General features: G+C 58.4%; 11 protein-coding genes and 1 tRNA gene. 8 read left to right on the top strand and 4 right to left on the bottom strand.

Annotation, left to right across the window (positions count from 1 at the left end):
* Positions 1–3: 3 nt before the first annotated feature.
* The 3 genes from AC2FF7_RS08220 to AC2FF7_RS08230 form a co-directional block, all read right to left on the bottom strand.
* A complete protein-coding gene (locus AC2FF7_RS08220; protein WP_480867773.1) occupies positions 4–918 on the bottom strand; it encodes a carbohydrate ABC transporter permease in 915 nt (304 codons plus the stop codon).
* 65 nt (positions 919–983) lie between these two features.
* Positions 984–2,237: an ABC transporter substrate-binding protein gene (locus AC2FF7_RS08225; protein ID WP_170352416.1), complete on the bottom strand. Its 1,254-nt coding sequence runs from the start codon at positions 2,235–2,237 to the stop codon at positions 984–986.
* 17 nt (positions 2,238–2,254) lie between these two features.
* A complete protein-coding gene (locus tag AC2FF7_RS08230) occupies positions 2,255–3,148 on the bottom strand; it encodes an N-acetylmuramic acid 6-phosphate etherase (protein WP_170753272.1) in 894 nt (297 codons plus the stop codon).
* Between the two features lie 168 nt (positions 3,149–3,316).
* On the opposite strand from AC2FF7_RS08230, the gene AC2FF7_RS08235 reads away from it, so the two are divergent.
* From AC2FF7_RS08235 to AC2FF7_RS08270, 8 genes are all read left to right on the top strand, one after another.
* Positions 3,317–4,192 carry a glucosamine kinase nucleotide-binding domain-containing protein gene (locus AC2FF7_RS08235; protein ID WP_496905484.1) on the top strand — a complete coding sequence of 292 codons (876 nt, stop codon included), beginning with the start codon at positions 3,317–3,319 and terminating at the stop codon, positions 4,190–4,192.
* Positions 4,179–4,928: a GntR family transcriptional regulator gene (locus tag AC2FF7_RS08240; RefSeq protein WP_170352419.1), complete on the top strand. Its 750-nt coding sequence runs from the start codon at positions 4,179–4,181 to the stop codon at positions 4,926–4,928. Before AC2FF7_RS08235 ends, AC2FF7_RS08240 begins: the two co-directional genes overlap by 14 nt.
* A gap of 19 nt (positions 4,929–4,947) precedes the next feature.
* Positions 4,948–5,976 carry an SIS domain-containing protein gene (locus tag AC2FF7_RS08245; RefSeq protein ID WP_170352420.1) on the top strand — a complete coding sequence of 343 codons (1,029 nt, stop codon included), beginning with the start codon at positions 4,948–4,950 and terminating at the stop codon, positions 5,974–5,976.
* Positions 5,973–7,109, top strand: coding sequence for an N-acetylglucosamine-6-phosphate deacetylase (gene nagA, locus AC2FF7_RS08250; protein ID WP_496905485.1), 1,137 nt, complete (start codon positions 5,973–5,975; stop codon positions 7,107–7,109). Before AC2FF7_RS08245 ends, nagA begins: the two co-directional genes overlap by 4 nt.
* A 112-nt stretch (positions 7,110–7,221) precedes the next feature.
* Positions 7,222–7,296: transfer RNA gene (locus AC2FF7_RS08255), tRNA-Gly, on the top strand.
* Positions 7,297–7,423: 127 nt separating this feature from the next.
* Positions 7,424–9,244 (top strand): ABC transporter transmembrane domain-containing protein, encoded by a 1,821-nt coding sequence (locus tag AC2FF7_RS08260; RefSeq protein WP_496905486.1) that lies wholly within the window; start codon positions 7,424–7,426, stop codon positions 9,242–9,244.
* Positions 9,245–9,396: 152 nt separating this feature from the next.
* Positions 9,397–11,286, top strand: a complete 1,890-nt coding sequence (locus tag AC2FF7_RS08265; protein WP_170753263.1) for an acyl-CoA synthetase — start codon at positions 9,397–9,399, stop codon at positions 11,284–11,286.
* 13 nt (positions 11,287–11,299) lie between these two features.
* Positions 11,300–12,223 (top strand): alpha/beta hydrolase, encoded by a 924-nt coding sequence (locus AC2FF7_RS08270; protein ID WP_170753261.1) that lies wholly within the window; start codon positions 11,300–11,302, stop codon positions 12,221–12,223.
* On the opposite strand, the gene AC2FF7_RS08275 is transcribed toward AC2FF7_RS08270, so the two are convergent.
* Entirely contained in the window at positions 12,224–13,060 is an 837-nt protein-coding gene (locus AC2FF7_RS08275) for an alkaline phosphatase family protein (protein ID WP_480867764.1), read from the bottom strand.
* Positions 13,061–13,115: the final 55 nt, after the last annotated feature.

Genomic DNA, 13,115 nt, shown 5'->3' on the forward strand with positions numbered 1-13,115 from the left:
CCCTCACAATTGATACCGGCGCATCCGGGTCTGGATGCCGAAGAGGTAAATGCAGACGCCCACAAGGATGATCGCGAACATGGCCCCGGCGATGGCTGACCCCATATGCGGGTCACCCAGTTGCAGCTGGAAGCCAAAGAAGGTGCGGTACATGAAGGTGCCCAGGATATCGGTCGAGAAATCCGGCCCGGCCAGCGCGCCTTGGGCGGCATAGATCAGGTCGAAGGCGTTGAAGTTGCCCACAAAGGTCAGGATCGAGATGATGCCGATCGAGGGCAGGATCAGCGGCAGCTTGATTTTCCAGAAGGCCGAGGCCCCGGTTATGCCGTCGATCTCTCCGGCCTCAAGGATTTCCTCGGGTATGGTCAACAGAGCGGCATAGATCAGCATCATCGGGATGCCCACAAACTGCCAGACCGAGATCAGCGCCAGCGTGGTGAGCGCGTATTCCTCTTTCCCCAGCCACGGTGCAAACAGGGATTTCAGGCCCACGGCATCCAGCATCGAGGGCGCGATGCCCCAGATGGGCGACAGGATCAGTTTCCATGCAAAGCCAACGATCACAAAGCTCAGGATTGTCGGGATGAAAATCGCCGACCGATAGAGCGCCGAGAACCTCAGGTGCGGGTGGCTGAGCAGCGCGGCCAGCGCGATCCCGATGGGGTTTTGAACAAGCATATGGATCAGGAAGAACCAGAAGTTGTTGCCCAAAGCGTTCCAGAACTGCTCGGACCAGATGGGATCGAAAAACAGCGTTTGAAAGTTCTGCAAGCCCACGAACACGCGGCTCTGATCCACCTCGGAATAGAGCGCTAGCCGCAGTGTGTTGAACAGCGGAAAGATCATCACCGCCGTATAAACCAGCACGGCTGGGGCCAGAAACACGACGATATGCAAGCGGAAGCGGGGGCGATTCATGGGTCAGCTTTCACAGGGGTGTCGGGTGTACCCGGGCGGGCGTTTCCGCCCGGGTAAGGATCAGCTTACTGATGCGGAGCGTACCAGGAGGCAAGACCTTCCTGCAGTTCGGCGCCCAGTTCTTCGGGCGATTTGGCACCCTTGATAGCCGCAACGGATGCGCCCCAGGTCTCATTCTCAAGGTTCGGTGTGCCGCGCGACAGGATTTGATAGGTCGAGCGGATGGTCGATTCACACTCATCACGCCAGCCGACGATTTCCTTGGCCAGCGGATCCTGCAGCTCAACCGGCGTGCTGGACAGCGGGAAGAAGCCGGGCAGCGCGTTGCCGAAGATTTCCGCGAACTCTGGGCTTGCGACCCAGGCCAGGAAAGTTTCGGCCGCCTCGGGATTCTCGGTGGCGGCGTTCATGCCGATGCCGATATCGGTGTGATCCGAGATATAGCAGGTGTCGCCCGCATTGCGGACCGGCGGCTTGAATGCGCCCATTTCGAAATCAGCCTGCGCGTTGAAGCCCGAGATTTCCCACGACCCGGCAGGGTAAACAGCCGCACGGCCCAGCGTGAAGATGTTCTGGCTGTCGGGATAGGTCTGCGCCTCATACCCGTCGCCCAGATATTCGCCCCAACGGGCCAGTGTGGCGTAGGGGGCGGTCCATGCCTCATCGGTCAGCTTCTGCTCGCCTTTGATCAGCGCCTGACGGCCTTCCTCACCTTTCCAATAGTTCGGGCCGATGTTGTTATAGCCCATGGTGGCGGCTTCCCACTGGTCGTTGGTGCCCATCGCCATCGGGATATAGGTGCCGTCTTCCTTGATCTTGTCGAGGGCGGCAAAGAACTCATCCTCGGTGGTCGGCACGTCGATGCCCAGCTCGTTGAACGCGTCTTTGTTGTAGATGAACCCGTGAATCACCGACGCCATCGGAACACAGAAACTGACCGCGCCATCATCGGTCTGCCACGCCGATTTGGCGACATCAGAGAAATTGCCCATCGCCTCGACGCCCGACAGATCAGTCAGGTGCCCGGCTTCGTATAGCGCCAAAGAGGCGTCAAAAGGACGGCAGGTGATCAGGTCGCCAGCCGAGCCCGCGTCCAGTTTTGAATTCAAAACAGCGTTGTATTCAGCGGGGGCCGAGGGCGTGAATTGTACCTTGATGCCGGGGTTTGCGGCCTCAAATGCAGGAATGATCTGATCCTGCCATAGGGTCAGGTCATCGTTGCGCCAGCTTTCGATGGTCAGCGTGACATCTTCGGCCATGGCAGCCGTACCCATAAGGGTTGAGCCCAGCAGAGCCAGCTTCAGACTTGTGCGTTTCATTTCATTCTCCCAGTTGGTTAGCAGTTGTTATTCATGTTTAGTGCGGTGCTCAGGATGCCGTCGGCTTCTTCAAGCCGCGCCACCGCGTCGCCCTTTGACACGCCAAGGGCAGCGATCAGGATGGCGGGTTTTACGTCGCCGTTCGTCTGCGCCAGCGCAGCCTGGGCTGCATCGGTGTCGACCTTGGCAATCCGTGCCACGATCCCGGCCGCGCGCGCACGTAGCTTGTGATTGTCAGCGCGCAAATTCACCATCATGCCGCCATGCACATGCCCCAGATCAAGCGCCATGAGCGAAGACAGCATATTGAGCGCGATCTTCTGCGCCGTCCCAGCCCCCATGCGGGTCGAGCCCGAGATCAGCTCGGGTGGCGTGGCGAGCAGAATTGGTATGTCAGCGGTTTGAAGAAGAGGGCTGTCCGCATTATTGGCGATGCCGATCAAGGTTGCCTTTTTGGCGCGCGCGATGTCACCCGCTGTCAGAGTATAGGGCGTGGATCCGCTAGCCGACACCGCGATGACGGTATCGGTAGGCTTTAAGTCGGACAGAGCTTCGGCAAGTCCTACGTCCGAGTCCTCTGTATCGCCGGGCATTTCAACACCGGTCGGTAAGCCGCCTGCCATGTGAATGCGTAAGTGACTTGGAAGGATCGAGAATGTACCGCCCAGTTCCTGCGCATCTGCTGCGGCCATCAAGCCAGATGACCCGGCGGCGACGTAATGCAGCACGCCCCCGGTGCGGAGTGTTGCCGCCATTGCCGCAGCTCCCCGCGCGATCGCGGGTGCCGCACGCTCAACAGCCTTCGCAGCAGCGATTTGACCAGCGGCCAAGGCGCGGGCCGAGTTGGCCAGATCGCTCCGGTCAAGTTGGGCGGCATCAATGTGCAGTTGTTCAGTCGACGGCAGCGTCAAGAGAATCCCCCTTACAGTCCTTTTACAATACCTATGTAATACCACTTGTCTATAACTTTATTATTGCAAGCGATGTTTGGGGATTTTTGCGCTAAACTCCAGTAATTTGCGATTTTTGCCCGAATTTTGGTCTTTCCTGTGAAGGAAAGGTATTATAATGGTATTGTCATGACTGAGTCTCAAAACACCGCGTTTCTGGCCGTTGACGGTGGTGGAACCCGATGCAGGGTCGCTGCTGAGGTCCGTGGCGTCGTACATTCGGTCGAGACCGGAGCGGCCAATGTATCAACGGATTTCGAGGGCGGGGTTCGTCAGATCGCTGCCGGTTTGTCTGAATTGGCAGCGGGGCTGGATACCTCTGTAGCAGAATTGGTGCGCTGGCCCGCCTTTATCGGGTTGGCCGGAGTAACGGGTGACAGCGTCGCCGATCGACTGCGAGTGGCGTTGGATATGCCCAACGCGCGGATCGAGGATGATCGACCTGCAGCGGTAAGGGGCGCATTGGGTTCCTCAGATGGCCTGATCGCGCATTGCGGGACCGGGTCATTTCTGGCTGTTCAGATCAACGGTGACATCCGCCTTGCCGGAGGGTGGGGGCCTATCTTGGGCGACGAAGCATCCGCGCAATGGGTCGGTCGACGTGCGCTGTCCGAAGTGCTGAATGCGGTGGATCAGATCCAAGCGAAGTCGAGCTTGACGCAAGAGTTTTCTAAGCAGTTCGGCGGTGTTGCTGGAATTGTCGAATTTGCAGGGCAGGCCGCGCCGGGGGCGTTCGGCGCATTGGCACCTCAGGTCACAGCCGCTGCCGCCGATGGTGATCACGTCGCGCGTCAGGTTATGCAGGCAGGTGCCGATTATATCGGTGGAATGGCGAAACGCCTTGGGTGGAAGGCGGGGTTAACCCTCTGTTTAACAGGCGGAATTGGCCCGCATTATGCCAGTTATCTGCCCGCAGACATGCAAGCTGCGCTAAGACCAGCACAGGGCGAACCGCTGATCGGGGCCTTGGCCTTGGCAAAGGAGGGCGCTCATGAGCATTGCTGATTTCTTGCGCGCAGAAGCGTGGCTGAGCCCTGAGAACGGCCCGCGATATGTTCAGCTGCGCCGCCGCCTTCAGGAAGGGATAGATACGGGCGTGCTTGCACCGAATTCATCTCTTCCGTCCGAGCGGGAATTGGTGGACATCACTGATCTGTCCCGCGTCACGGTGCGAAAGGCTATTCAAGAGCTGGTGCAGGAAGGTGTGATTGAACAACGTCAGGGTTCAGGCTCGTTCATCCGCGAGCGCGTGCCCCGGGTCGAACAATCGCTGACACATTTGACGTCTTTCACCGAAGACATGTCGAGCCGTGGAATGCAGACCACGTCAAAGTGGTTGGAGCGGGGCGTATTTGCGGCGACGTCTCAAGAGATAGCTGCGCTGAACTTGCCGGAAGGCGCGCAGATTGCCCGCATCTATCGTCTGCGCGAGGCAGACGGCCGCCCTCTGGCGCTTGAGAAGGCAGCACTGCCGTTGGACATTCTGCCGAACCCGATTGAGGTGACCACCTCGCTCTACGAGGTTCTGGACGGGTTAGGGCGTCGTCCCGTTCGGGCGGTCCAGAAAATCTCGGCACTTAATCTTGCTGCGCGTGAGGCTGAGTTGCTGGATGTGCCGGAAGGGGCGGCAGGGTTGAACATCGAGCGTCTTTCATTTCTCAAAAACGGGCGGGTCGCGGAATTGACCCGCTCTCTCTATCGCGGTGACGCTTATGACTTCGTCGCCGAGCTGCGTTTATAACCGGAAGGATCAAAGGCCGATGTCCGACAATACATCCAAGATGCGCCAGGAGATTTTGGAAATCCCTGCCGCGGTTGACCGGCTGCTAGGCAGTGGCGCGGCCAGTATTCAAAACGCGGCCGCGCTGGTCCGGGAAACCGACCCGCGGTTCCTGATCACGGTGGCGCGCGGGTCATCCGACCACGCGTGTAGTTACCTGAAATATGCCAGCGAGCTATTGCTTGGGCTGCCTGTGGCCTCGGTTGGGCCGTCGGTTAGTTCGATCTATGGGGCCGACTTGATGGCGCGGGGCGCTGTATGCCTGTCGGTGTCTCAATCTGGCCAAAGTCCCGATATTGTCGGACTGACACGCTCGCTGCGGTCATCAGGAGCTGTTGCGCTGGCGATCACCAACAACTCGGAATCGCGATTGGCAGACGTTGCGGATGCGATGCTGCCGCTGCACGCCGGCCCCGAGTTGAGCGTCGCCGCCACCAAGACATTTGTGACTTCGCTGGTGGCAGGGTTGTGGTTGCTGGCCGAAGTCAAGGGCGATGCTGAACTGTTGGGGGCGATACGGGCGCTTCCCGCCCAGTTGGAACGCGCAGCACAGTGCGACTGGTCTGCAGCGGCGGCCACGATTACAGGGCGTTCGCTGTTTACTTTGGGCAGGGGGCCATCTTTTGCCATATCGGGCGAAGCGGCGTTGAAGATCAAGGAAACCTGTCAGATCCATGCAGAAAGCTATTCAGCTGCCGAGGTGCTGCATGGACCGGTCTCAATCGTCGAGGACGGGTTCCCAACCATTGTCTTTGCGGCTGGGGATGCCGCGGAGGACACCACGGCGCAGGCCGCTGACGCGCTGGCCGATAAGGGGGCCATAGTCTTCGCCACTACGGATCGCGTCACGCGGGCGCAGCAGTTGCCAGTAGAGCGTACGGATCATTGGATCACCGATCCGATCACGACGATCACCGCGTTTTACTCTATGGTCGAATCCGTCGCCAGTATGCGCGGTATTGACCCGGACGCGCCGCGTCACCTCAAGAAAGTGACCGAGACGGTATGACAATAGATAGAGTGATCTTTCGAAACGGTGCAATCTTTGACGGCAAGCGGTTGCTGAGTGATCATGCGCTTGTATTCAGCGGCGGTCAGAGTGTGGAAATCGTAGCTGACGCAGAGGTAGCGGCTGTTGGGGATCACATTGATCTGAACGGAGATATCGTCAGTCCGGGTTATGTGGACTTGCAGGTGAATGGCGGCGACGGTGTCATGCTGAACGATGACCCTTCGGTCGAAACGATCCGCCGGATCGCGCAGGCCCATCACCGGTTGGGAGTCGCGGCTTTGCTGCCGACTTTGATCACGGATACCAGCGAAAAGACTCGGGCGGCGATCGCAGCGGCCATTCAGTCAGTGAAAGAGGGCGTTCCGGGTGTCGCGGGATTGCATTTGGAAGGCCCCCATCTGTCGGTTGCCCGCAAGGGGGCGCATGACGGTGACCTGATTTGCCCCATGTCTGATACCGACCTTTCCATGTTGCTTGAGGCGGCGCAGCATTTGCCTTGCCTCAAAGTGACTGTGGCACCTGAAACGGTCTCGGAACAGCAAGTTGGGGCGCTGAGTGATGCGGGCATTCTTGTCTCGCTCGGACACACGGATGCAGATTTCGCGACCTGTCAACGTTACGCGGCAGCCGGGGCACGCTGTGTCACCCATTTGTTCAATGCCATGAGCCAATTGGGCAACCGCGAGCCCGGTTTGGTTGGCTCTGCTCTTGCTAACGGCGGTCTTTCTGCGGGGCTCATCGCAGACGGAATTCACGTTCATCCTGAAACGATGCGAGCCGCTTGGGCTGCCAAATCCGGCCCGGGCCAGATCTATCTGGTTAGCGATGCAATGGCCGTTGCAGGCACTGATTTGTCCGAGTTCAGATTGGAAGGTCGTCGAATTACGAGAACCGATGGGCGACTGACTCTGGAGGATGGCACTTTGGCTGGGGCCGACCTGGATATGACGACAGCCATCCGCGTGCTGGTGACGCAGGTGGGTGTTCCCTTGCCAGATGCTCTGACAGCTGCCACGACCTATCCCGCCCAGTTGATCGGGCAAACGCATGGACCGTCGATGAAGCGCGATCAGATGATCCGCATCAGTGCAAACCTTGAAAAATGCACGTGGTTATTTCCCACTGAATGAACTGCTTGGGAAGGACTTGTCGGTTGCGCAATTTTTCGGCGCTGAATTTCAAAACAGCGACCGAAGGACGCTTGACGCCATCTGACGCATCGCTTAAACCGACCTCCGCTGAGCGGGCGTCGTATACTGGCTATTACCTCAGCCTTCCAAGCTGATGAAGCGGGTTCGATTCCCGCCGCCCGCTCCAAGTCAGCCCCAAAATTCTGCGTCAAAAGGCCCGTTTGGTGTTCGATTTTGCCATGGCAGCTTGACCCCACGCGCTGTCATCGCCAAGAAGCGCTGAAATAAACGCGAACACCACGTAAGGGCCAGTCATGGCAAGAAACGCCTCAGCCAGTCCATCGGCAAAATCCGCGCCCGGCGCCAGCGAAGAGCGCGCGCGTTCCAGAAAAATTGGTGTTCTGGGCTCGTTGTGGCCGTTTATGAAGCCCTATAAGCTGTTGATGATCGGCGCGACATTGGCATTGATCCTGACGGCCAGCATGACATTGACTCTGCCGTTGGCCGTGCGCCGCGTGGTGGACAACTTCCGCATCGAAGATGGCGAGTTGCTGGATTGGTACTTTCTGGCTGCGCTGGGCATCGCCGGTGTCTTGGCCATCGGAACAGGTATTCGCTATGCACTGGTGACACGGTTGGGTGAGCGCGTCGTGGCCGACATTCGTAAGGCCGTGTTCGACCGCGTCATCGGGATGAGCCCCGAATTCTATGAACGCATCATGACCGGAGAAGTCCTGAGCCGGATTACCACTGACACGACGTTGATCCAGTCTGTGCTGGGCTCTTCGGTATCAATCGCGCTACGCAACATGCTGATGTTCATTGGCGGTTTGGTGCTGATGCTGCTGACTTCGGCCAAACTGACCGCGATGGTTTTGTTGCTGATTCCGCTGGTTGTGGTGCCGATTTTGGTGTTGGGGCGCCGGTTGCGCGTGATCAGCCGCGAAAACCAGGACTGGATCGCAGCCTCGTCCGGAAACGCAGGCGAAGCGCTGGGTGCGGTTCAGACTGTTCAGGCCTTTACTCACGAACAGGCAAGCCGCGCCCAGTTCGGAGAGATGACGGAAACTTCGTATGAGGTTTCTTTGCGCCGTATCCAAACCCGTGCCGTTTTGACTGTGATCGTGATTTTTCTGGTCTTCTCCGGCATCGTGGGCGTTTTGTGGATGGGCGCGAATGACGTCCGCAACGGTGTGATGACCGAAGGTGTTTTGATCCAATTCGTGATCTATTCGATCATCATGGCCGGCTCGGTCGCGGCCTTGTCAGAGATCTGGAGCGAACTTCAACGTGCAGCCGGCGCGACCGAGCGTCTGGTCGAATTGCTGGACGCGCAGGACACTGTGAACGACCCCACGCAAGCCAAGGCCCTTCCCGCGCCCGTGCGGGGCGAGATACGGTTCGACGGCGTGACGTTCCGCTATCCTGCGCGGCCGGATGTGGTCGCGCTGGATCAGATGACGCTTACAGTCAGCCCGGGCGAAACGGTCGCCTTTGTCGGGCCTTCGGGGGCAGGCAAAACGACTGTCATTCAGATGATTCAACGTTTTTACGACCCGGATGCCGGCGGGGTAAGCCTGGATGGCGTCGACCTGCGTGACTTGGACCGATCTGAATTTCGACGTCACATGGCGCTGGTCCCCCAAGACCCCACGATCTTTGCCGCTTCGGCCCGTGAGAACATCCGCTTTGGCCGATTGGACGCAACGGATGCCGAAGTCGAGGCCGCCGCCCGCGCCGCCGCCGCGCATGATTTCATTTCGGCATTGCCGGAAGGCTATGACAGTTTCGTAGGCGAACGGGGCGTCATGCTGTCGGGTGGCCAGAAACAGCGCATCGCCATCGCGCGCGCCATCCTGCGCGATGCACCAGTTCTGCTGCTGGACGAGGCGACCTCGGCGCTGGATGCGGAAAGCGAGCGGGCGGTGCAGGGTGCTGTGGATCAGATGCGTGCGGGACGCACCACGTTGATCGTCGCACACCGGCTGGCTACCGTGAAAAAGGCGGACCGGATCGTAGTGATGGATGCAGGTCAGATTGTGGCGCAAGGTACTCATGATGATCTTGTGGCGCAGGATGGTCTGTATGCACGTCTGGCGCGGTTGCAGTTCACCGATGGTGTAGCTGCCGAGTAGTATGACGTCGGGGAAACGGATTTTCGCCGTAGCGTAATTTAGTTTTTTACCCCCTCCCTCTCTAACCCGTTGCTTGAACCCGCGTGGTTTTACTTCCATCCTGTGATGGAAAAAGCCGCGCGCAGAGTGCGAAATAAAACGGGAGGAGACGCATGTCGTTTGTTGGCATCGACGATAAGAAGAAACTTGAACAGGAAATGCCGTGGGAGGATCGGGACGTTCCGGTCACATTCCATCAGTTATTGTCGCGAACCGCGACCAAGTTTCCGAACAACAATGCGATCAGCTTTCAGTTGTTTTCTGGTCCCACAGACAAGGCCGAGACGCTGACATGGTCGGACCTGCTGGGCAAGGTCAATCAGGCCGCCAATCTCTTCCGGTCGTTGGGTGTCGGGGAAAAGGACGTAGTCGCCTATATCCTACCCAACTGTAATGAGACGCTGATCACCATGATGGGTGGCGCGGTTGCAGGTATCGTCAACCCGATCAACCCTTTGCTTGAACCCGAACAGATTGCAGCCATCCTGCGTGAAACCGGTGCCAAGGTTGTTGTCACGCTGAAATCCTTCCCCAAGACGGATGTGGCCCAAAAGGTCGAAGAGGCCGTGCGGCATGCGCCCAAGGTCAACACAATCCTCGAAATTGATCTGAACCGCTATTTGACCCCGCCCAAGTCATGGATCGTGCCTCTTTTGCGTCCCAAGATGGGCGACAAGGAACATCTGGCGCATGCGGACTACAAAAGCTTCAGTAAAGAGCTTGCCAAACAGCCGACCACTCTGACTTTCGAAGACAGTAAGGAAGACCGCGTCGCCTGCTATTTCCACACCGGTGGTACAACGGGTATGCCCAAAGTGGCACAGCACAAGTACTCGGGCATGATCTATAACGGCTGGCTTGGCGACACGCTGCTGTTCTCGGACGAAGACGTTGTTATGTGCCCGCTTCCGATGTTCCACGTCTTTGCCGTACATGTGATCATGATGGCGGCTGTGTCGTCGGGTGCGCATGTGGTATTCCCGACGCCGCAAGGCTATCGCGGCGATGGCGTGTTCGATAATTTCTGGAAGCTGATCGAGCGTTGGAAGGTGACATTTATCATCACTGTCCCAACGGCGATTGCTGCCAAGATGCAGCGCCCGGTAGATGCCGATATCTCAAGCGTGAAAACTGCGTTCTCGGGCTCGGCCCCGCTGCCGGTCGAGCTGTTCCGCCGCTTTGAAGAGGCCACGGGCGTCACGATCATCGAAGGTTATGGCCTGACCGAGGCAACCTGTCTGGTGTCATGTAACCCGACGGATGGTGAGAAAAAGATCGGTTCGATCGGGATTCCGTTCCCCTATACGGACGTAAAAATCCTCAACGACAGCCCGGACGGCCCGGTCGAGTCTGCTGCCAATGAGATCGGCGAGATCTGTATTTCGAACCCGGGTGTCTACGCTGGCAATACCTATACCGAAGCAGACAAGAACGTAGATCTTTATCATTTCGACGAATACCTGCGCACAGGCGATCTGGGCCGCTTTGACGAGGACGGATACCTGTGGATTACGGGCCGCGCCAAAGACCTGATCATTCGCGGAGGTCACAATATCGACCCGGCTGAGATCGAAGAGGCCCTGCTGGGCCATGAGGCAGTCGCATTCGCTGGTGCCATTGGCCAGCCCGATGCCTATGCGGGAGAGGTGCCTTGCGCCTTTGTCGAACTGGTCGATGGAGCGAAGGTCACCGAACAGGAACTGATGGAATACTGCGACGTCCACGTTCACGAACGCGCCGCACAACCCAAGCACATGACCATTTTGGACGAGCTTCCCAAGACCGCCGTCGGAAAAGTGTTCAAACCCGAACTGCGCAAACAGGCGATCACCCGTATCTACAACGGTGCGCTGGAAAAAGCCGGTGTCGAGGCCCGTGTTGTCTCGGTGCTTGATGATAAAAAACGCGGTTTGGTCGCACAGCTTGACGCGAACGGTTCCTCGGACGACGATGTCAGTAAAGTGCTGGGCTCATTTACCCGGCCATGGGAATGGGCTGCCTGATTGCGGAGGACACATGGATTATGAACGCCTGATCGACGAAGAAACCTGGGCGTTCATAAGACGTACCGCTGAAAGCTATCCAGATGATGCGGTTGATCTTTCCATCGCGGATCAGCGCAACGTGTATGACGCCATGTGCCGCGACTTTCGCCAACCGCGCCCGGTGGGCGTTGAAACAGAAGACAGGCACGCCGAGGGTGTGCCTGTTCGCATTTACACTGCCGGTGATCCGACACGGACGGTCGTCTATCTGCACGGCGGTGGGTTTGTTGTCGGAGGACTGGACAGCCACGATGACGTCTGCGCTGAAATTTGCGCGCAGACCGGGTACCGAATTGTTGCCGTAGATTATCGGCTCTGCCCCGAACATGTGCATCCGGCGCAGTTTCAGGATGCGTGGACCGCAGTGCAATGGGCCGCGAGTGAATTCGGTGACCCGCTTGTTCTGGCCGGAGACAGCGCCGGAGGCAATCTGGTCGCCGCTGTATCTCATCACGCGCGGGGTCGGCTGGATGGGATTCTGGGGCAAGTTCTGATCTATCCGGGATTGGGCGGGGACCGCTCTAAAGGGTCTTATATCGAACATGCCCATGCGCCGCTTTTGACGTTGGAAGACATAGTCTTTTACGAAAAGGTGCGTTGCGGTGGCACGCCTCCGCAAAGTGACCCGACCTACGCGCCTTTGCAGGATACGGATTTCGCCGGGCTGCCGCCCACAGTGATTGTGACGGCGGATTGCGATCCGCTGCGGGATGACGGGCCAGACTATTGCGCACGGATCAAAAAGGCCGGAGGGAAGGCACATTGCATCAACGAAGCGGGGCTGGTGCATGGCTATCTGCGGGCACGAAGCTCGGTCAAACGTGCCGCAGATAGTTTTGAGCGGATTTCGATCGCGATTGAAGCGCTGGGCCAGCAAATCTGGCCCTATGACTGATCACTTCAGAAAGGGTTGCGCCTTCATGGTCTCGGCCACCGGTGCGCCCATCCTCGTCAGGATCGTTGGTGCCAGCTGAAGCTGGTCTATGACCGTATCCGCCTCGGGGCCTTCCGCGTCGCCGAAGTAATACAGCGCCGTTTCCTGTTGCAGTGGACTGCGCCCTCCGTGGTGGCCGCGGTCGTCCTGACCGTGGTCCGCGGTGACGATCACCTCGTACCCCAACTGGCGCCAGCGGGGAATAAATGGGGCCAGCATTTCGTCCATGACAAAACAAGCGTGGTCCATCTCTTCGCTTTCGTGGAAAAAACGGTGCCCCATGCTGTCCAGAGTGCAAGTGTGCAGGATTCCGTAATCAAGCCCGAACCGAAGGCACATGTTGGTGAGCTGGGCAAACAGATCCACATCGCAGGGCGTCATCTGATTGGCTTTGCCGTAGCCCGTCATGGTGTGGAACCGGCCGTGGTTGATCGTCTTGCTGTTGGGTTCGTCATATTCCACGTCGCGCACGTAGTCGAAGGGATGGCGGTTGAAGAACTGTGACCAATAACTATGAGTGACTGCCCCTGTGACGCCCCCGGCCTCGCGTACCTGGCTGAACACGTCCTTGTGGCTGAGGCGGAAGACATTGCCATTGCCGGTGCAGCCATGTTCCTGCGGTGAGACACCTGTGTGGATCGAGGCGTAGCAACTGGCCGAAATCGACGGCAACACCGCGCGGTGTTTCCACGCGCGCGCCTCGCCGCTGTCGACCCAACCCTCGAGGTTGCCGAACAGGCGGCGGAAATTACGCCAAGGGACACCGTCAAGGATGATGAGAAGAAGTTTGCGGTCCATGGTTCGGCCTTTTCGTGGGGTCTTTCGGCGACCCTACGATATTCGCAGGGCAGGG

It is taken from the genome of Ruegeria sp. YTSC325 (assembly GCF_059609525.1).